General features: G+C 73.9%; 21 protein-coding genes and 1 pseudogene. 7 read left to right on the forward strand and 15 right to left on the reverse strand.

Going from position 1 to position 18,896, the window contains the following annotated elements; translation table 11 throughout:
- The first annotated feature begins 53 nt into the window (after window positions 1–53).
- Entirely contained in the window at window positions 54–914 is an 861-nt protein-coding gene (locus ACWIYF_RS00715; RefSeq protein WP_448626197.1) for a DUF2382 domain-containing protein, read from the forward strand.
- 66 nt (window positions 915–980) lie between these two features.
- On the forward strand, window positions 981–2,198 hold the full coding sequence (locus tag ACWIYF_RS00720) for an acyl-CoA dehydrogenase family protein (RefSeq protein ID WP_448626198.1): 1,218 nt from the start codon (window positions 981–983) through the stop codon (window positions 2,196–2,198).
- Window positions 2,199–2,246: 48 nt separating this feature from the next.
- On the opposite strand, the gene ACWIYF_RS00725 is transcribed toward ACWIYF_RS00720, so the two are convergent.
- A complete protein-coding gene (locus ACWIYF_RS00725) occupies window positions 2,247–2,966 on the reverse strand; it encodes a M23 family metallopeptidase (protein WP_448626199.1) in 720 nt (239 codons plus the stop codon).
- A 412-nt stretch (window positions 2,967–3,378) separates the two neighbouring features.
- Here ACWIYF_RS00725 and ACWIYF_RS00730 point away from each other — a divergent pair, with 412 nt between their 5' ends.
- Window positions 3,379–3,744, forward strand: a complete 366-nt coding sequence (locus tag ACWIYF_RS00730; RefSeq protein ID WP_448626200.1) for a peroxiredoxin — start codon at window positions 3,379–3,381, stop codon at window positions 3,742–3,744.
- Window positions 3,745–3,811: 67 nt separating this feature from the next.
- On the opposite strand, the gene ACWIYF_RS00735 is transcribed toward ACWIYF_RS00730, so the two are convergent.
- The 13 genes from ACWIYF_RS00735 to ACWIYF_RS00795 all read right to left on the reverse strand — a co-directional run bounded on the left by ACWIYF_RS00735 (window position 3,812) and on the right by ACWIYF_RS00795 (window position 13,879).
- On the reverse strand, window positions 3,812–4,570 hold the full coding sequence (locus ACWIYF_RS00735) for a carbon-nitrogen family hydrolase (protein ID WP_448626201.1): 759 nt from the start codon (window positions 4,568–4,570) through the stop codon (window positions 3,812–3,814).
- Complete coding sequence (locus ACWIYF_RS00740; RefSeq protein WP_448626202.1) at window positions 4,567–5,754, reverse strand: pyridoxal phosphate-dependent aminotransferase; 1,188 nt, start codon at window positions 5,752–5,754, stop codon at window positions 4,567–4,569. Before ACWIYF_RS00740 ends, ACWIYF_RS00735 begins: the two co-directional genes overlap by 4 nt.
- Window positions 5,751–7,196: an RNB domain-containing ribonuclease gene (locus tag ACWIYF_RS00745; protein WP_448626203.1), complete on the reverse strand. Its 1,446-nt coding sequence runs from the start codon at window positions 7,194–7,196 to the stop codon at window positions 5,751–5,753. Before ACWIYF_RS00745 ends, ACWIYF_RS00740 begins: the two co-directional genes overlap by 4 nt.
- 119 nt (window positions 7,197–7,315) lie before the next feature.
- The gene (locus ACWIYF_RS00750; RefSeq protein WP_448626204.1) at window positions 7,316–8,980 is read right to left on the reverse strand and encodes a class I adenylate-forming enzyme family protein; all 1,665 of its coding nucleotides are present in this window, start codon (window positions 8,978–8,980) and stop codon (window positions 7,316–7,318) included.
- A 73-nt stretch (window positions 8,981–9,053) separates the two neighbouring features.
- A complete protein-coding gene (locus ACWIYF_RS00755) occupies window positions 9,054–9,269 on the reverse strand; it encodes an RNA-binding S4 domain-containing protein (protein WP_448626205.1) in 216 nt (71 codons plus the stop codon).
- A 5-nt stretch (window positions 9,270–9,274) separates the two neighbouring features.
- A complete protein-coding gene (locus tag ACWIYF_RS00760) occupies window positions 9,275–9,967 on the reverse strand; it encodes an MOSC domain-containing protein (protein ID WP_448626206.1) in 693 nt (230 codons plus the stop codon).
- A gap of 7 nt (window positions 9,968–9,974) precedes the next feature.
- The gene (locus ACWIYF_RS00765; RefSeq protein ID WP_448626207.1) at window positions 9,975–10,913 is read right to left on the reverse strand and encodes an aldose 1-epimerase family protein; all 939 of its coding nucleotides are present in this window, start codon (window positions 10,911–10,913) and stop codon (window positions 9,975–9,977) included.
- Window positions 10,914–10,935: 22 nt separating this feature from the next.
- Complete coding sequence (locus ACWIYF_RS00770) at window positions 10,936–11,331, reverse strand: DUF3224 domain-containing protein (protein ID WP_448626208.1); 396 nt, start codon at window positions 11,329–11,331, stop codon at window positions 10,936–10,938.
- Window positions 11,332–11,385: 54 nt separating this feature from the next.
- Window positions 11,386–11,967, reverse strand: a complete 582-nt coding sequence (locus ACWIYF_RS00775; RefSeq protein WP_448626209.1) for a TMEM175 family protein — start codon at window positions 11,965–11,967, stop codon at window positions 11,386–11,388.
- A 65-nt stretch (window positions 11,968–12,032) separates the two neighbouring features.
- Window positions 12,033–12,326, reverse strand: a complete 294-nt coding sequence (locus tag ACWIYF_RS00780; RefSeq protein ID WP_448626210.1) for a hypothetical protein — start codon at window positions 12,324–12,326, stop codon at window positions 12,033–12,035.
- The gene (locus ACWIYF_RS00785) at window positions 12,323–12,736 is read right to left on the reverse strand and encodes an RNA polymerase sigma factor (RefSeq protein WP_448626211.1); all 414 of its coding nucleotides are present in this window, start codon (window positions 12,734–12,736) and stop codon (window positions 12,323–12,325) included. Before ACWIYF_RS00785 ends, ACWIYF_RS00780 begins: the two co-directional genes overlap by 4 nt.
- 85 nt (window positions 12,737–12,821) lie before the next feature.
- On the reverse strand, window positions 12,822–13,286 hold the full coding sequence (locus tag ACWIYF_RS00790; protein ID WP_448626212.1) for a GNAT family N-acetyltransferase: 465 nt from the start codon (window positions 13,284–13,286) through the stop codon (window positions 12,822–12,824).
- On the reverse strand, window positions 13,283–13,879 hold the full coding sequence (locus tag ACWIYF_RS00795) for a TetR/AcrR family transcriptional regulator (protein ID WP_448626213.1): 597 nt from the start codon (window positions 13,877–13,879) through the stop codon (window positions 13,283–13,285). Before ACWIYF_RS00795 ends, ACWIYF_RS00790 begins: the two co-directional genes overlap by 4 nt.
- Window positions 13,880–13,971: 92 nt before the next feature.
- Between ACWIYF_RS00795 and ACWIYF_RS00800 the strand changes: the two genes are divergently transcribed.
- From ACWIYF_RS00800 to ACWIYF_RS00810, 3 genes and pseudogenes are all read left to right on the forward strand, one after another.
- Entirely contained in the window at window positions 13,972–15,135 is a 1,164-nt protein-coding gene (locus ACWIYF_RS00800; protein ID WP_448626214.1) for an acyl-CoA dehydrogenase family protein, read from the forward strand.
- A gap of 112 nt (window positions 15,136–15,247) precedes the next feature.
- Window positions 15,248–16,330 (forward strand): annotated as a pseudogene (locus tag ACWIYF_RS00805) (DUF222 domain-containing protein); the annotation flags it as partial.
- A gap of 277 nt (window positions 16,331–16,607) precedes the next feature.
- Window positions 16,608–17,114 (forward strand): DUF1707 SHOCT-like domain-containing protein, encoded by a 507-nt coding sequence (locus ACWIYF_RS00810; RefSeq protein ID WP_448626215.1) that lies wholly within the window; start codon window positions 16,608–16,610, stop codon window positions 17,112–17,114.
- Window positions 17,115–17,172: 58 nt separating this feature from the next.
- Here ACWIYF_RS00810 and ACWIYF_RS00815 read toward each other — a convergent pair whose 3' ends face one another.
- Window positions 17,173–17,487 carry a hypothetical protein gene (locus ACWIYF_RS00815; RefSeq protein ID WP_448626216.1) on the reverse strand — a complete coding sequence of 105 codons (315 nt, stop codon included), beginning with the start codon at window positions 17,485–17,487 and terminating at the stop codon, window positions 17,173–17,175.
- Between the two features lie 209 nt (window positions 17,488–17,696).
- On the opposite strand from ACWIYF_RS00815, the gene ACWIYF_RS00820 reads away from it, so the two are divergent.
- Window positions 17,697–18,851 carry an IS481 family transposase gene (locus tag ACWIYF_RS00820; RefSeq protein WP_448626217.1) on the forward strand — a complete coding sequence of 385 codons (1,155 nt, stop codon included), beginning with the start codon at window positions 17,697–17,699 and terminating at the stop codon, window positions 18,849–18,851.
- Window positions 18,852–18,896: the final 45 nt, after the last annotated feature.

The following is an 18,896-nucleotide window of genomic DNA, read 5'->3' on the forward strand; positions in this document are numbered from 1 at the left end:
CACGTCGTCCCGGCGTGGTGCTCGCCGGGCATCCGCCAGAGGGGAGCCCACCCATGTTGAGCGATCGCGAGGTGTCCGCCGCCGTCGGCACCACCGCCTACGACGCCGAGGGCGGCAAGCTGGGCACGGTCGAGCACTTCTTCGTCGACGACCGCACCGGCACACCGACGTGGGTGGCGTTGATGACCGGCCTGTTCGGCACCCGCACCTCGATCGTGCCGGTGCAGAGCGCCACGCTCACCGACGGGCGCCTGGTCCTGCCGGTCACCCGGGACGCGGTGCGGTCGGCCCCGCACTTCGGCGGCAGCGAGCACCTCAGCCCGGACGACGAGGCCCAGCTGCGCCGGCACTACGGCATGGACGCGACCGGCACCGGGGAGCCGGCGTGGAGCGGGGACGGCACCGGTCCGGCGCCGGCCGGCGCGGCCGGGGACGACACGCGTCCGATCGCGGAGACGGCGCCGCAGCAGGCGCAGCCGTCCACCGCGCGGCCGCCGGCCCCGGACGGCGACGCGTCGATGGTGCGCAGCGAGGAGCGGCTGCGGGTGGAGACCGAGCAGGCCCCCGCCCGGCGCGTGCGGCTGGTGAAGTACGTCGTCACCGAGGAGGTGCAGATCACCGTCCCGGTGCGCCGGGAGGAGATCCGCGTGGAGGAGGTGCCGCTGGACGCCCCGGACGCCGGTCCCGGCGAGTCGCTGGTGCCGGACGCGGGCGGCGACCGGCCGGCCGGCGGCGGGCTGCCCGACGAGATCGTGCTGCACGCCGAGCGGCCCGTGGTCTCCGTCGAGGTCGTGCCGACCGAGCGGGTGCGGCTGCGGACCGAGGTCGTCGAGGGCCAGGAGCAGGTCAGCGGCCAGGTGCAGCGCGAGCAGATCGTCGTCGACCAGGACGGCGGCGGGGGCCGCGACCGGTAGCGGGCGCCGGTCGGCGATAGCGTCGGGGGACGGACACCGCCGTCCCGAGCCCCCGAGGAGCGCACCGTGGACTTCGCCCCCGACCCCCGCACCACCGAGCTGGCCGAGAAGCTGCAGGCCTTCCTGGACGAGCGGGTCATCCCGGCCGAGGCGGAGTTCGAGAAGCAGGTGCAGGACTCCGGCTGGGCGCGGCCTCCGGTGATCGAGGAGCTGAAGGCCGAGGCGCGCTCGCGCGGCCTGTGGAACCTGTTCCTGCCGAAGGAGCACCACGACCGGCACGGCTACGGCGCCGGGCTGACCAACCTGCAGTACGCACCGCTGGCCGAGCTCACCGGCCGCAGCCCGGCGCTGGCCCCGGAGGCGGTGAACTCCGCGGCGCCGGACACCGGCAACATGGAGCTGCTCTCGCTGTTCGGCACCGAGCAGCAGCGCACCGAGTGGCTGGAGCCGCTGCTCGCCGGGGAGATCCGGTCGGTGTTCTCGATGACCGAACCGGCCGTGGCGTCGTCCGACGCCACCAACATCCGCACGGAGATCCGCCGGGACGGCGACGACTACGTCATCCAGGGCCGCAAGTGGTGGTCCTCCGGCGCGATGAACCCGAACTGCCGGATCGCCATCGTCATGGGGGTCACCGACCCGGACGCCGACCCGCACCGCCGCCAGTCGATGATCCTCGTGCCGACGGACACCCCCGGCGTCAGGGTCGAGCGCTCGACCAGCGTGTTCGGCTACTCCGACGCCGCGCACGGCGGGCACGCGGTCATCCACTACGACGACGTCCGCGTGCCGGCGAGCAACCTGCTCGGCGAGCCGGGGTCCGGGTTCGCGCTGGCGCAGGCCCGCCTCGGCCCCGGCCGGATCCACCACTGCATGCGGCTCCTGGGCATGGCCGAGCGGGCGCTGGAGCTGATGATCGACCGCGCGAAGCAGCGGGTGGCGTTCGGCAAGCCGGTCGCCGAGCAGGGCGTCGTCCAGCACTGGATCGCCCAGTCACGGATCCGGATCGAGCAGGCGCGGCTGCTGGTGCTCAAGACCGCCTGGCTGATCGACACCGTCGGCAACCAGGGGGCACGCACCGAGATCGCGGCGATCAAGGTCGCCGTCCCGGAGGTGACGAAGTACGTCGTCGACCGGGCGATCCAGGCGCACGGCGGGATGGGCGTCAGCCAGGACACCCCGCTGGCCGGGCTCTACGCCCAGGCGCGGCTGCTGCAGATCGCCGACGGTCCGGACGAGGTGCACGAGATGGTCATCGCCCGCCGCGAGCTGCGCGCCCGCTGAGGGCTGCGGAGGAGATCCGTGCGCGTCACGCGCACGGATCTCCTCCGCTCACACCGTGACGCCGTGCTCGGCCAGCCAGGGCACGGGGTCGACCTTCTCGCCGTCGATGCCGCCGAGGTGCACCTCGAGGTGCAGGTGCGGGCCGGTGGAGCGGCCCTCCGACCCGAGCTCGGCGATGACCTGGCCGGCGTGCACGCGCTCCCCCGTGCCGACCAGGATCCGGCGCATGTGGCCGTACACGGTCACGTCGCCGTCGTCGTGCTGGATGTAGACCGCCTGGCCGTAGCCGCTGGCCGCGCCGGCCTTGACGACGGTGCCGTCCATGATGGCCTTCTCGGGCGTGCCCAGCGGGGCGGCGAAGTCGATGCCCGCGTGCAGGCGGCCCCAGCGCGGACCGAACCCGCTGCTCAGCCGATACTCGTCGACCGGACGCACGGCGGCGGGGGCGGGCGGGGGAGCAGGAGCCGGCTCGGGCGCGGGCTCCGGAACGGGGGCCGGGCTGGGTGCAGGGGCCGGAGCCGGCGCGGGCGCCTCGGCGGTCGCTCGCGCTGCGGCGAGGCTGACCGGTGCGCCGTGCGCGGTGGAGTCGGTCACCGGCGCCGCGCCGGGCTCGTCGCCGTCCGCGGGGATCAGGGCGAAGCCGGCGACGCCCGCGGCGACGGCGGTCGCGGCGAGGGCGGTGACCGGACGCCGGAAGGCCCGGACGAGCCCGGACGTGAACTCCGTCCGGAGCGAGGGCGTGGAGGGATCGAGGTGACGCGGAGCCATGTACCTGTTCCTGGTGGGGCGGCTGGTGCGTCTCCATGGAACAGAAAGTCACGAATGGGTCACGGACGATCGCGGCGCACAGGCATGAGCTGCATCACGGCGGACCCGACAATTCTGCACGCAGCGCGACGTCCACCCGCCACGGACGCCGCACGGGTCGACGCTCCGTGAGCGGCTGCCCGAGACCGACGTCACTGTGATGCCCGCCGCCCCGGCGCCGGAATACGGCGTGTCGGCTGGACGGGTGCAGTTCCGGTTCACTCGCCGCACGTGCCCGGGGCCGGACGGTGAGCGGCGCGCTCCGCGGCCGCCGTGGGGTCCCGGCCACCGGTGCGGAGAGGACGCCACCGTTCGTACCTTCCGCGGCCATCGAGCGCGAATCGTCGTGCCGTCCGACCGAAGGGACCCCGTCATGGCCAACAAGGCGGTCATCAGCCTGACCACCGGACTCGAGGACCCGGAGAAGGTGACGGTCGCGTTCCTCGTGTCGGTGGGTGCCGCGGAGCAGGGGCGCGAGACGCTGATGTTCCTGACGAAGGAGGCGGTGCGCCTGGCCATCGACGGGGTCGCCGTGGGGACGGCGTGCGAGGGCTGCCCGCCGCTGCCCTCGCTGATGGACCGGTACACGCAGGCGGGCGGCCGCTATCTGGTCTGCCCCATCTGCTTCGACGCGAAGCGGCTGGACAAGGGCATGCTCATCGCCGGCGCCGAGCTCGGCGGCACCCTCCCGATGTGGCAGTGGATCGGTGACGACAACGCCGTGACGTTCAGCTATTGAAAGGACCCCGCTGCCCCCCACCGCTCGCACGCTCGCGGCGGGACCCTGCAGCGGGGCCGAAGGACGGCTACCTCCGGTCGGGGAGGAAGGCGAACCGCTCGCGCGTGGCGGCCACCTCCGCGGCGTCGAGATCGGCCAGCAGGATCGTCTCGATGCCCGCGGCGGTGGCCAGCAGCTCCCCCATCGGGCTGACGATCCGGCTGTCGCCGACGTGCTCCAGGCCGTTCCCGTCCGCGCCGACCCGGTTGACGCCGACGACGTAGGCCTGGTTCTCGATGGCGCGGGCCTGCAGCAGCGTCTGCCAGTGGTGCCGGCGCGGGCTCGGCCAGTTCGCCGGCACCAGGTAGACGTCGGTGGCGAGCGCGGCGTCCCAGAACACGTTCGCGAAGCGCAGGTCGTAGCAGATGAACGGCGTGATGCGCAGGCCGCCGATCTCCACCGTCGTCGGCTTCTCCCCCGCCCGGAAGCGCTCGTGCTCGCCGGCGTGGGTGAACGGGTGCAGCTTGCGGTAGCGGTGCGCCGTCCCGTCGGGTCCGGCCAGGACGAACGAGTTGTAGGGCAGCTCGCCGTCCGCGGCGATCTCCGGACACGTGCCGCCCACCCAGACGCCGTGCTCGGCGGCCTGCGCCTGCAGGAACCCGGACGACGGGCCGCCCTCGGGCTCACCGATCCCCGGCGTCATGGAGAAACCGGTCGAGAAGGTCTCGGTGAGCAGCACGAGCTCCGCGCCCGCGCCGACCGCGCGTGCCACCTGGGGTGCCAGCCGCGCGAAGTTGGCGTCGCGGTCCTCCCACACGATGTCGTGCTGCACCGCCGCGATCCTCATGACATCTCCCGCAATCTCTTCACCGCTTCGCCGAGCACCTCGTCGCGCTTGCAGAACGCGAACCGGACCAGGTGCCGGCCCAGGTGCGCATGCGCCGGGTCGTAGAAGACCACCGTGGGGACGGCGACCACACCCGCCCGCCCCGGCAGCGACCGGCAGAACGCCAGCCCGTCGCCGTCCGGCTGGACGGGGCGGACGTCGACCGTGGCGAAGTACGTCGCCTCCGGGCTGATCACCGGCAGACCGGCCTCCCGCAGGCCCTGCACCAGCACGTCGCGGCGGTACTCGAGGTCGCGCGCGACGCCGGTGAAGTACTCGTCGGGCATCGCCAGCCCGGCCGCGACCGCCGGCTGGAAGGGCCCGCCGTTGACGTAGGTGAGGAACTGCTTCGCCGTCCGGACGGCGGTGACCAGCGGCGCCGGCCCGCAGACCCAGCCGATCTTCCAGCCGGTGGTGTTGAACGTCTTGCCGGCGCTGCTCACCACCAGCGTGCGCTCGCGCATGCCGGGCAGCGTGGCGATCGACCGGTGCTGCGCTCCCGAGAAGACCAGGTGCTCGTACACCTCGTCGGTGAGCACGAGCAGCTCGGCCTCCATCGCCAGGGCGGCGAGCAGGCCCAGCTCCTCGGCCGTGAAGACCTTGCCGGTCGGGTTGTGCGGGGTGTTGAGCAGCAGCAGCCGGGCGCGCGGGGTGATCGCGGCGCGCAGCTCGGCGGGGTCGAAGGTCCACGCGCCCTCGCCGGAGGCCGGCGGCCGCAGCGGCACCGGGCGGAGCACGCCGCCGGCCATGGCGACCGCAGCGGCGTAGCTGTCGTACATCGGCTCGAACAGGACGACCTCGTCACCGGGCTCGAGCAGGGCGATCAGCGCCGCGGTCAGCGCCTCGGTGGCCCCCGCGGTCACCAGCACCTCGTCGGCCGGGTCGTAGACGTGGCCGCGGAACCGCGCGACGTGCTCGGCGATCGCCGCCCGCAGCTCCGGGATCCCCGGGCCCGGCGGGTACTGGTCGTGACCGGTGCCGATCGCGGCCCGGGCGGCGTCGAGGACCTCCGGCGGGCCGGGGTAGTCGGGGAAGCCCTGACCGAGGTTCACCGCACCGGTGGCCACGGCCAGCGCGCTCATCTCCGCGAAGATCGTCGTCCCGAAGCCCTGCAGCCGGGCCGACAGGTAGGGCACGCGCGTCATGGGTCCACCTTCTCGAACCGCACCCGGCGCGCGGCGACGTCGGCCTCCGCGAGGCGGACCTCGACCCGGGTGCCGGGCCGCAGGCCCGTCCCGGTGCAGCGGGCGCGCACCGCCAGCCGGTCGAGGACGACGGTGCCCGACTCCCCGTTCGCGTCCAGGACGACGGCGGGGAAGACGGTCCCCTCGCGGCCGTGCATCAGCCACGCCTCGGTGGCGTCGACGACGGCCCGCTCCACCTCGCGGGTGCGGCGGTCGGAGGCGGCCATGAGGTCGGGGACCGCGGCCAGCGCCGCGCGCAGCTCGTCGTCCGGGGTGCGCCCGGCGGCGAGCGCGAGGCAGACCTCGGTGGCGAACCGGTCCACCAGCCGGCGCAGCGGGGCGGTGACGTGCGCGTACGACGCGCCGACCCCGCAGTGCAGCGGCTGCTCGGGCGGCGGCCCGTCGAAGGCGGTGTAGCCCGAGCCGCGCAGCAGCGTGGCGGCCTCCTCGAGGAAGGCGGCGTGCCGGGGATCGCCGGCGTCCAGGCCGCTGATCACCGCACCCGGGCCGGCCCCGGCCGGCCAGTCGACGCCGAGCGCGGGCGCGAGCAGCCGCAGCCGCTCGACGTCCTGCGGGCGGGCGGGCGGCAGCGTGCGCAGGACGCCGACGCCACCCTCGAGCATCAGCCCGGCGGCGCAGCGCCCGGTGAGCAGCGAGAGCTGCGCGTTCCACGTCTCGACGGCCAGGTCGCCGCGGAAGGCGAGGGTCCACCCGCCGTCGGGACCTGGCCGCACCTCCTGCTCGGGCGTGCCCAGCTCGATCGCGCCGCGGTCGGCGGCGCGGTCGAGCAGCAGCCGGCCGATCCGCGGCAGGAGCGCCAGGGGTTCCGGCAGCGCACCGGCGTCGGCCTGCCGCTGCACCGACGGGTAGTCGAGCTGCGCGCGGCTGCGCACGCGCGCCCGGCGGACGTCGGAGGAGCGCAGCTCGCCGTCGGCGTCCAGGTCCAGGGTCCAGACGACGGCCGGGGTGACCTGCCCCGGCAGCAGGCTGGCCGCACCCTCGCTGAGCACCGGCGGGTGCAGCGGCGTGCGCCGGTCCGGGCAGTAGACCGTCTGCCCGCGCCGGCGGGTCTCCGCGTCCAGCGCGCTGCCCAGCAGGACGAACGCGCCGACGTCGGCAATCACGTACGTGACCCGGTAGCCGTCGCCGGCCGCGGCCAGGTGCACCGCCTGGTCGAGGTCGCGGCTGCCCGGCGGGTCGACGGTGACCAGTTCGACGTCGGTGGCGTCCAGCTCGGGCAGCGGCGGGCGCGCGGCGGCTCGCTCGGCCTCGGCCAGCGCCGCGGGGTCGAACTGCTCCGGGACGCCGAGCTCGGCGCGGATCGCGGCGAAGTCCGGGGGCGCGGGCGACGGGACGGCCGGCCAGCGGGGGACGCGCAGGGGATGCCGGGCCGGCCGCTGCATCCCACCTCCCGATCGTCGTCCTGGCTCACCGCAGCGGGTCCTGGCTCACGTCCCAGGGTGAGCCAGGACCCGCTGGGATCAGGTCACCTGATCATGGCCGCGGTTCCACGTGGAACCGGTCAGCCGCCCTGCACCGGTTCGCGCAGCTCGCGGCGGAGGATCTTGCCGGTCACCGTCTTCGGCAGCTCGCCGACCAGCTCGACCGTGCGCGGGTACTTGTAGGCGGCCATCCGCTCCTTGCAGAACGCGATGAGCTCCTCGGGGGTCGCCTCGGTGCCGGGCTTGAGCGAGACGAACGCCTTCACCGTCTCGCCGCGGTACGGGTCCGCGACGCCGACGACGGCGGCCTCGCGCACCGCCGGGTGCCCGTAGAGGACGTCCTCGACCTCCCGTGGCCACACCTTGTAGCCCGAGGCGTTGATCATGTCCTTCTTGCGGTCGACGATGAAGATCCAGCCCTCGGGGGTCATGAAGCCCACGTCGCCGGAGTGCAGCTCGCGGCCGGGCAGCGACTCCTCGGTCTCCTTCTCCTTGCCCCAGTAGCCCAGCACGACCTGCGGGCCCTTCGCGCAGATCTCGCCCACCTCGCCGATCGGGACCGGCTGCCCCTCCTCGTCGAGGATCCGGACGATCGTGTTGTTGACCGGGCACCCGACGGAGAAGGCCCCGGACGTCGGGTCGACCGGCGACGCGACGCCGCGCGGGGTGGCCGTCATCGGCGAGGTGGTCTCGGTCAGACCGTAGGCGTTGTGGATCGGCAGGCCGGTCGCCTTCTCGAACGCCTCGGCCGTGGACGGCGCGATCGCGGCGCCCCCGGAGTAGATGTACTCGAAGGAGGAGAAGTCGTCCCGGTCGAAGCCGGGGGCGTTCATCAGCGCGATGAACACGGTGATCGCGCCGATGGTGAACGTCGGGCGGTGCTCGCGGATCGTGTCCAGGACGACCTGCGGCTCGAACCGGTAGGCCAGCACCAGCGCCGAGCCCGACAGCAGGCAGACGCCGATGTGCCCGATCAGGCCGGTGATGTGGAACAGCGGGGCGACCCCGAGCACGGAGCCCTTGGTGCCGACGCCGATGTAGTCGCGGTAGACCTGGCTGGTGAAGCAGACGTTGCCGTGGGTGTTCATCGCACCCTTGGGCACGCCCGTCGTCCCGGAGGTGTAGGTCAGGAACGCGACGTCGTCCACGCCGTAGGAGACGTCGGGCACCGACTCGCCCCGGTGCTGCTCGACGAGCTCGGCGAGGTCCGTGGTGCCCTCGTGCCGCGCGCGGCTGACCTTCTCGAACAGCCGGGCGTCGTTCCGGCTCTGGTAGTCGAGCTCGGAGGTGGTCAGCACGAGCGAGACGTCGCTGTCGGGGACGACCTTGCGGGCCACCGAGTCGTAGAGCGACTCGAGGCAGAGCAGCACCTTCGCGCCGGAGTCCTTGAGCTGGTAGTCCAGCTCCCGCTCCCGGTTCATCGGGTTGATCGAGACCATGATCCCGCCGGCCTTCCACGTGGCCACCATCGCGAGGACGAACTGCGGGACGTTCTGCAGGTAGACGGCGAGCCGGTCGCCGCGCTGGAATCCGTTCGCCAGGAGACCGGCCGCCAGGGCGGTGGACTGCTCGTCGAGCTCGCGCCAGGTGAGCGTGCCGTCGAAGTACTTGACGGCGGGGTCGTCCGGCCGGGCGGCGATGGTCGCGCGGACCATGGCGAGCGCGTCGTCGAACTCCACGGCGACGTCCGGGGACTGGTCAGGGGTGTAGTTGGCGAGCCAGGGGCGGTCGTCGTATGTGGTCATGAGGCGCTCCTCGCGACGGTTGCGGGATGCACCCCATACAAGCCGAGACCTGGGTCACAGTCCACCTGGACCGCTAGCCGATCCGGACCTCTTCCAGCCCCTCGATCGAGACGACGTCGCCCCTGCGCAGTTGGCGGCCGCGGCGCTCCTCGGGCTCGCCGTTGACCCGGACCGCGCCGGCCAGCAGCACGTCCTTGACCTGGGCTCCGGTGGGGACGGCGTCGACCAGCTTGAGCAGCTGGCCGAGCCGGATGCTGTCGTCGCCGGGGCGGAGGGAGACGGTGCGCACGCCGCTCAGCTCCCCGCCGGCCGCAGCTCGTCGCCGACCGCGACCGTGCCCGGCTCGAGCACGCCGGCGCCGACCGCGAGCAGGCCGCCGCGCTCGCGGTGCACGGTCTTCAGGACGCCGTTGTCCCGGCCGATGCCGCCGGGCTGCGGGCGGGTGACCATGACGCAGCGGGACACCGGCTCGACCAGCCGCAGCACCGCGCCGCCCAGCCGCTGCCGGGTGCCGACCAGGCGGTCCTCCCCCTCGCCGTCGAGGACGACGTTGGCCCGGAACCGCCGCCGGTCCCACGAGCCCAGCGTGCCCGTGGACACCAGCGTGACCCGGAAGTCGGGGTTGTCGTGGAACGCCTCGGCAGCGCCCTCCCACGGGCGCCAGGTCTCGTCGTCGTCCGTGCCCTCGTACCGGGGCGCGCTGGACGACGCCGGACGCAGCGCCACCGGGCGCCCGGCCCAGTCGGAGAGGACGGCGTCGTCGGCCGTCGCCGTGCCGTCGGGCAGCACGACCTCGACCGCGCCGTCGCGGATGCGACCACTCGCGAACAGCAGGTCGGGGACCCGCCGGGCGGTCAGCCCGAACCCGGTGCCGAGGTCGAACAGCGCCCACTGCCGGTCGCCGGCGAGGCCGAGCGGTCCCACCTCCGCCGTCCGCAGCCGCTCGCCCTGCAGCGACTTGACCGGGAAGCGCCAGAGCTCGGCCACCCGCACGTCAGCCCGCCGGGGTCCAGGACAGCGACCAGCTGCCCTGCCACTGCCGGCCCGGCTCCAGGACGACGAGGTCGACCTTGTCGGCCAGCGCATTGGGCGGGCAGGTCATCGGCTCGACCGCGAGGCTGCGCCGGCGCTCCCCTGAGGGCAGCGTGTCCCCGCTGTAGACCTGCAGCCACGGCCAGGTCTCGTCGACGGCGAGCTCGAGGGCGCCGGCCGGTCCGGCCAGCCGCACCCGCGCCCAGCCGTCGTCGTCCCGGGCGAGGTCGGTGAGCGGGTCGTCGAAGGAGCGGTCGCCGATCCGGCCGACGGCGCCGTCGAACGGCCGTGTCTCCCCGGTCGGCAGCCCGTCGGCCTCGACCACCACGAGGGTGCGGGCCGGGAGGCTGAGCTCGGCCTGGCCAAGGCCGCCGTCCTCCGCGGCCCCCACGCCCAGGTACGGGTGCATGCCGGCGCCGAACGGCGCCGGAGTGTGCCCGGCGTTGCCGACCCGCAGCGTGACGTCGAGCCGGTCGGCCGACAGTGCGTAGTCGATCGCGGCGGCCAGCCGGAACGGGTAACCGGACCGCGGTTCGACGATCGTGCCGACCGACAGCAGGCCCTCACCGCGGTCGAGGACCGACCACGGCTGCCAGGAGACCAGCCCGTGGATGGCGACCGGCCGCTCGGGCGAGGAGATCTCCAGCTGGTGCTGCTCCCCCTCCCACTCCCAGCGCCCGTCGCGCAGCCGGTTCGGCCAGGGCAGGAGGACGTGCCCCCGCCGGCCGTTCGGCACCGCGCCACGCGGGTAGCCGTCGACGACGTCCCAGCCGTCGACGACGAGCCGGCGCAGGCCACCGCCGCGCAGGTCGACGTCCAGCCGTGCGTCGCCGGACAGCACCCGGGCCTCGGCCGGCTCGGTGGCGGGCCACTCGGGGGAGGTCCGCGGGTGGATCGACACGGCGTTCAGCTCACCACACGGGTCACGGCAGCTCGTAATCGAGGGTGAGGACGGCGCCGGACTCCTCGTGCGTGATGGTGAGCGTGCCGCGCAGGCCCTCGAGCGCGCCGGTACCGGTGCCGGGCAGGACGACGCCGTTCGAGGCCGACCACTCGCCGTCGACGACGCCGGTGTGCTGCAGCACGAACGACCCCTCCCGCCCCTCCAGCGACCCGGTGACCAGCTCGAGCGCGGTGTAACCGACCGGGGCCTCACCCACGGCCGCGCTGGTCATCGCGACCTCGCTGGTGCCGATCAGCGCCCCGGAGAACGTCTTGCGCAGCGTCACCCGGCCGAAGGTGACGGGGCCCGGTTCCCCCAGCTCCAGCGGCTCCGGCTCCCAGCCGGTGACCTCGAACGGGACCTTGACCTGCGGCATGCGAGGACCTCCTCGTGGACGGGACGGCGAGTCTGCCCGTGGGCACCGACAACGTCAGTCCTGGTGCTGCACCGTCCGCTCGAGCCGGCGGTCGGGGACCAGCCAGGCCAGCGCGACGGCAGCGTAGATCGCGACCGAGAGCCAGGGCGCCACGAAGGACAGTGCGATGCCGACCGCGTAGACCAGCGGCGAGAGCTTGCCCTTCAGGTCGCGGCCCACCGCCCGTGCCACGACGGAGGCGGGGCCCTGATCCCGGATGATCACCGTCTGCAGCAGGTAGTACGCCAGCGCGGCGGCCAGCAGCACGATGCCGTAGGAGGCCGCGGGAGCCGGGGCGAGGCCGTTGCCGCCGAGCCAGGCGGTGGTGAACGGGATCAGCGACAGCCAGAACAGCAGGTGCAGGTTGGCCCACAGCATCCGCCCGTTCACCCGCTGGGTGGCCTGGAGCATGTGGTGGTGGTTGTTCCAGTAGATGCCCAGGTAGACGAAGCTGAGGACGTAGCCGAGCAGCACCGGCAGGTCGGCGTGCAGCGCCGACCAGCTCGTCCCCTCCGGCTCGGGCAGCTCCAGGACCATCACGGTGATGGCGATGGCGATGACGGCGTCGCTGAAGGCTTCCACCCGGCCGGTCGACATGCGCCGGGACGCTAGCGGCCCCGGGCCGGGAGGACGGCGGTCCGTCCTCCCGGCCCGGGCGCCGATCACGGGTTGTGCGTCACCTGCTCGGCGAACTGCACCACCTGGTCCTCGGCGAACGCCTCCGGGGCCTGGACGACGAAGGTCGTCCCGTCGGCGAACTGCGCCTGGAGGTACCAGCCCTTGTCGAATCCGCCCGCGTCGATGCGGACCAGGTACGCGGGCCGGCCCTGGACGGACACGGTCATCAGCGGACCGACCGGTCCCATCAGCCGGCTGCGCAACTGGTCGGGCGGCGACACGTCCTCGGGCAGGGGCAGGTGCACGGTGAGGGTCTGCTGCTCGTACGCGTCGTTCACCAGCGTGAGGACGCGGCCCATCGTGAAGCCCTGCACCGACCAGCCGGTGGGCGCCAGGCCGATCTGCAGCGTCGTCCTCCGGCTCGGCCCGCGGCGGCGAGCCGGACGGCCCTCGATCTCGCCAGGAGGGCGGCGCGGGCGGCATCGCGGGCGGCGGGGCGCAGCGGCGGCGCCTCGGGGCCGGCCGCGCGGTAGGACGCCCGGCGGCGGAAGGCGACGAGGAAGGTCTCGCTGAGCAGGTCGTCGGCGAGCTCGCCCACCCGCCGGCCGAGGTACCGGTGCACGGCGGTCGCGTGCCGGTCGAACAGGACGGCGAAGCAGTCCGGCTCGTCGACCGAGCGGACCATCAACTCCCCGTCCGGCGGGCCGGCGGGGCGCGACGGGAGCCAGGTCCCCGGCGGCCTGTCCATGGCGGCGTGATGCACGGGGAGTGAGTCCCTCGCTGCGGTGGGTGAAGTGGTCACACCATTCCATGTCCGGTTCCCCGGATCGGGTTCACGCGCGGTCGAGCAGCCGCTCGAAGAAGAGGGAGTCCGCGGCGTCCGGGTGCCCGCGGTAGGCGCCGAACGCCCCGATCGCCCGGTAGCAGGCGCCGGTGTAGAGGCCGACCGCCTCGGGCTGGCGCGGGCCGGTCTCCAGCCGCAGCGTCGTCCAGCCGCGCTCGCGGGCCACCGCCTCGAGCCCGCGCAGCACCGCCTTGGACACGCCGCGCCCGCGCGCCTCCGGGACGACGTACATGCGCTTGACCTCCGCGACGCCGTCCCCGAGGTCGCGGAGGGCGCCGCAGCCCAGCGCCGTCCCGTCGTCGTCCCGGACGAGCAGGACGACGCTGACGTCGGCTGCGGACGGCGGGCTGCCCGGCTCACCCCTGCCGTCGTAGCGGGCGCGGATCTCCACCTGCTGGGCGGCGGTGAGCCGCTGGACGTCCGGGTGGTCCCAGGGCACGGGCTCCGGCGTCACAGGCTGATCCCGTGCAGCAGCAGCGCGGCCAGCTCGCGGTAGGCGGTGGCGTCGTCCAGGCCGGTGGCCCGGGCGGTGTCGCCGCGGCCGATCCGGAACATCAATGTGGTGACCGTGTCGGCGACCAGGGCCGGGTGCACCTCGCGGAACCGGCCCTGGCTCACGCCCTCGTCGATCAGCCGCCGCACCCGCTCGGCGGCCGCGGCGGTGTTCTGCTCGTAGACGGCGCGGCCCGGGGGGAAGGAGTCCAGGTCGCGGTGGAAGGCGGGCGTGGCCGGGGCGAGCGCGCGGGCGACGGCGTTCAGGTACGCGGTGACCCGCAGCGCGGGGTCGGCCTCGGTCACGGTCTGCGCCTCGACCGACTCGGTGGCCTTGCGGAAGAAGTGCCGCACCACCCGGAGCGCCAGCTGCTCCTTGCTCCCGGCCAGCGTGTAGAGCGTGCTCTTGGAGCAGTGCAGGCGGACGGCGAGGTCCTCGAGGGTGAACCGCGCGAACCCCTCGGCGAGGAAGAGCGCCTCGAGCTCGTCGAGCAGCTGGGCCTGGCGGCGGGTCATCCGGCCCTCGTCGGGTACGGACACAGCGGGCGTCGTCATGGCACCTCCTCTGCACCCAGGATGACGTCTGGACTCGAGACAGTACTGCGGTACGGTTGCCGGTACTGTTTCTGTGGGCGGGAGAGGGCACGGTGCTGGTCGACCGAGAACTACCGACCGACGAGGCGCGCGACCTGCTGGCGCTGACCCGCGAGATCGCCGACGCCGAGCTCGCGCCGCGCGCGGCGCAGTACGAGCGCGATGAACGCTTTCCCCGCGAGGTCTTCCGCACCCTGGGCGAGGCGGGCCTGCTGGGCCTGCCCTTCCCGGAGGAGGCCGGCGGCGGGGCGCAGCCGTACGAGGTCTACCTGCAGGTGCTCGAGGAGCTCTCCGCCCGCTGGGCCAGCGTGGCCCTGGGCATCAGCGTGCACACGCTGGCCTGCTCGCCGATCGCGTGGTTCGGCACCGAGGCGCAGCGACGGGACCTGCTCCCCGACATGGTCGGCGGCTCACTGCTCGGCGCCTACTGCCTCTCGGAGGCGCACGCCGGCTCCGATCCCGCCGCCATGCGGGCCTCGGCGACCGCCACCGAGGACGGCTGGACCGCCCGCGGCGAGAAGGCCTGGGTCACCCACGGCGGGCACGCCGACTTCTACTCGACGTTCCTGCGCACCCCGGACGACGGTCCGCGCGCGATCTCGTGCTTCCACCTGACGCCCGACCTGCCCGGCTTCAGTCCCGCCAAGCCCGAGGAGAAGATGGGGCTGACGGGCTCCACCACGGCGGCGATCCGACTGGACGACGTCCCGATCCCGGCCGACCGGCTGGTCGGCGAGCCCGGGCGCGGGCTGGCGATCGCCCTCTCCGCCCTCGACTCCGGCCGGCTCGGGGTCTCGGCGGTGGCCGTCGGGCTCGCGCAGGCGGCGCTGAACGTCGCCGTCGGCTACGCCGTGGAGCGGGAGGCCTTCGGCCGGCCCATCGCCGAGCACCAGGGCGTGCAGTTCCTGCTGGCCGACATGGCCGCCGCGGTGGAGTCGGCCCGCGCCATGTACCTGGTGGCGGCGCGCCGCCGGGACGCCGGCAAGCCGTACTCGCGGCAGGCGTCCATCGCGAAGCTGGTCGCGACCGACGCGGCGATGAAGGTCACCACGGACGCCGTCCAGGTCCTCGGCGGCGCCGGCTACACGCGCGACCACCCCGCCGAGCGGTACATGCGCGAGGCCAAGGTGTTCCAGATCTTCGAGGGGACCAACCAGATCCAGCGCATGGTGATCGGCCGGCACCTGGCCAAGGAGGCCGTGCCCGCCACCGCCTGAAGGCGCGGCGCTGGCTGACACCGTTCGTCAAGGGCGCGGGCCGGCCTGTGGACAGCTCCTTGACCTGGGGATCCAGGGCGCAGCGGTGGCGTTGTACCGATAGTCTCCGTACATGCGTTCGAGAGCTTCCGCGGACGGCGACCTCCACGGGCTGACCGCGCGGGAGCTGTTCGACCGCACCCGGGGACTGGTCGCCGAGCGCAACCGGATCGACGCCGAACTCACGCGCACCGTCCGCGTCGCGGAGAACGCGCAGGCCTTCGCGCACGACGGGACCACGTCGCCGCAGTCGTGGCTGCGCGGGCACTGCCGGCTGTCCAACGCCGCGCCCTCGCAGGTGGTGCGCAACGGGCGTGCCCTGGAGCAGCTGCCCGCGGTAGCCGCCGCGCACGCTTCAGGCGCGCTGACCGCCGATCAGGTGACGGTGATCGGGCGGATCACCGCACCGCGCTACCTCCATCTCCTCGCGGAGCAGGGCGGCGACCTCGCCGGCATCGACGAGGTGCTGGCCGGCTTCGCCGCTGTCCGCTCGCACGACGAGCTGGCCACACTCGTCCACCAGGTGATCGCGCGCATCGACCAGGACGGGCCCGAGCCCGACCCCACCGAGCAGCGGTTCCTCAGCTTCGCCAAGCACGCCGACGGCAGCCTCACCGGCAGGTTCCACCTCGACGCGGTCGGCGGGGAGAAGGTGCAGGCTGCGCTGGAGTCGCTCCGGCAGGCCGACCGGCCCGCCGGCGACCAGCGCTCGCACGCCCAGCAGCAGGCCGACGCCCTGGTGCAGCTCGCCGACCTCCATCTCGGCTGCGGCACCCTGCCGCTGCTGCGCACCGTCAAGCCGCACATCGCGGTCCAGGTGGACCTGGAGGACCTGCTCGACCCCTCCACCGGACCGGCCAGCGGGCAGCTCGGCTTCGGCGGGATCCTGTCCGCCGCCCGGGCCCGCTGGGCGGCCTGCGACGCCGAGCTCACCCGCATCGTCCTCGGCCCCGAGGGACAGCCCCTCGACCTCGGCCGCGGCCCCGCTGCAGGGGCCCGCGCCGAGCATGCGAGGCGTGGGGGCAGCGGGGTCCTTTCATTCGCCGGCTGTGACGCCCCGCACTACTGGTGCGAGGTTCACCACGTCATTCACTGGCTCTTCGGCGGCGAGACCGACCCGGAGAACTCCGGGCTGCTCTGCGAACGGCACCACACCCAGGTCCACCACGGCTTCCGGATCGAACGAGATACCGCCGGCCGCTGGCACACCTACCGCCCCGGCGGCAGCGAGATCCTGGTGATCCGGCCACCCGCCGACGCCCCAGGGCTCTCGCGCGCCGGTGACCTGGCGGGGTGGTGTGCGCCGTCGCCCCCGCGGCTTCGCCGGCCCTGCCGTCGTGCGCAGTTCCACGTGGAACTGATGACGTTCGTCAGTGGTCGAACGCGCTGGTGGACACGAAGACTGGTGCTCCCCGACCAGGAGAGCAGCCGTCATGCCCCAGCCCCAGATGCGTGCCGCCGACGTAGACCGGGAGGCCGTCGCCCGCCGCCTCGGCGAGCACATGGCCGCCGGCCGGCTGACCCCGCCCGAGTACGAGGACCGGGTCGCCCGCGCCTATGCCGCCAAGACGTACGGCGAGCTGGACGAGCTGACCGCCGACCTGCCCGCCACCCGGCCCTCGACGCCGGTCCCCCAACCCCGCCCGGCGTACAGCGGTCCAGGCGGCCCGGCCTGGGGTGCGGTGTCGTGGAGCCGCGGTGCCCGCCGGGCAGCCTGGGGCAGCTGGTTCACCACCGCGCTCATCGTCGTGACCATCTGGGCGATCACTTCCATCGCCAGCGGCGGCCTCGTCTACTTCTGGCCGGTCTGGGTGATCGGCCCCTGGGGTGCCGTCCTGCTGGCCCAGACGCTCACCGGGCCGCGCCCCCACCGCGACCCGGAGCAGCGCCGGCTCGACCGCGACCAGCGCCACCGCGAGCGGCGTCAGCAGCAAGGCTGACCGCACGGCGCGGCACCGTTCGCCGCCCGTGCAGCGGGGAAACCCTGCGGGAGCGTGGTCAGGCGGCGAGGCGGTGGTGGTGGCAACGGCCACCGGCGGCCGACCGCGCGCCGCACGGCGCGCCGGCCTTGGTCCGACCGCCGGCGTCCCCGCAGCGCGCCGGCGCGGCGGGCCGCTCCGCGACCGGAGCCGGAACGGGACGGGTGAACGGCAGGATGACGGCGTCCGGACCGCTGGCCGGCGCCGCGGGCACCGGGGTCTCGACGACCACGGGCGCGGCGGCCCGGCGGCTGCGGAGCCGGCGAAGGGCTGCCGAGACAGTCAGTCCGGCAGCGGTGACGACGAGAGCGGTGAGGACCCGGCGAGAGCGCATGCCCTTCTCATCGGCTGGTCCGGGGCCCATCGGCACCGCGGCCCTCACCGTCGCCGGCTGATCACCCCACAACGCGCAGGCAGCCGGTCCCGCGGGGGACCGGCTCGCTGCGCCGAGTGCCTGGTGGGCAAGGGGGTGTCTGAGTTCAGGACATCGTGCACACCTGTCTCGGGACATCGTTCACACCCTGACCCGAAGGGGTGTGTGCGATGGGGATGCCGGAGCTGGTGGTCGCCGCGGTCGTGGTGGAGGGACGCAAGAAGGCTGAGGTTGCCCGGGACTACGGGGTCTGCCGACGCTGGGTGATCACCCTCGTCCAGCGCTACCTCGCCGAGGGCGAGGCCGGGCTGCAACCCCGCTCCCGGCGGCCGCGCACCAGCCCCCACCGAACCGCCCCCGAGCTCGAGGACGAGATCGTCGCCATCCGCAAAGATCTCGATCGGTACGGCCACGAGGCCGGCGCGGCCACCATCGCCGCCCACCTGCAACGCCGGCACGGATCGGCTCCGGCGGTCTCCACCATCTGGCGGATCCTCACCGCCCGCGGGTTCGTCACCCCGCAGCCGCACAAGCGACCCCACAGCTCCTACGTGCGCTTCGAGGCGGTCCAACCCAACGAACGCTGGCAGGCCGACATCACCCACTGGCCGCTGGCCGACGGCACCGACGTCGAGATCTGCAACTGGCTCGACGACCATTCCCGCTTCTGCCTGGCCAGCACCGCCGCCCCGGTGTTCACCGCCGGCGCCATCGACCGGCTGTTCCGCCGCCTCGCCGCCACCCACGGCGACCCGTCCGGCGTGCTCACCGACAACGGCGCGGTGTTCACCGGCCGCTACCGCGGGCACGGCCGCGTCGCCCTGGAGGTCACCCTGCACGGCCGCGGCGTGGTGTTCGCCCACTCTCGCCCGTATCACCCGCAGACCTGCGGCAAGGTCGAACGCTTCCACCAGACACTGAAGAAGTGGCTGGCCACCCAGCCCGCCGCCGCCTCCCTCGCCCGACTGCAGGCCCAGCTCGACGAGTTCACCGGCTACTACAACACCGTCCGGCCCCACCGCGCCCTGCACCGGCGCACCCCCGCCGAGGCCTACACCGCCCGACCCAAGGCCAGCGCCACCGGCATCCCGTTCGTCGACGGCCACTACCGGGTCCGCCACGACAAGATCGACTCCAACGGCAAGCTGACCCTGCGGCACAACAGCCGCCTGCACCACATCGGCCTGGGCCGTCGCCACGCCGGCAGCCCCGTGCTCGTCCTGGTCCACGACCGGCACGTGCGCGTGCTCACGACCAGCGGAGAACTGCTGCGCGACCTGACCCTCGACCCGACCCGGGACTACCAGCCACAGGCCCAAACGTGAACGATGTCGCGGGACACCTGTGAACGGTGTCCCGCGACATCGCAC

This window comes from Geodermatophilus sp. URMC 64 (genome assembly GCF_053502555.1).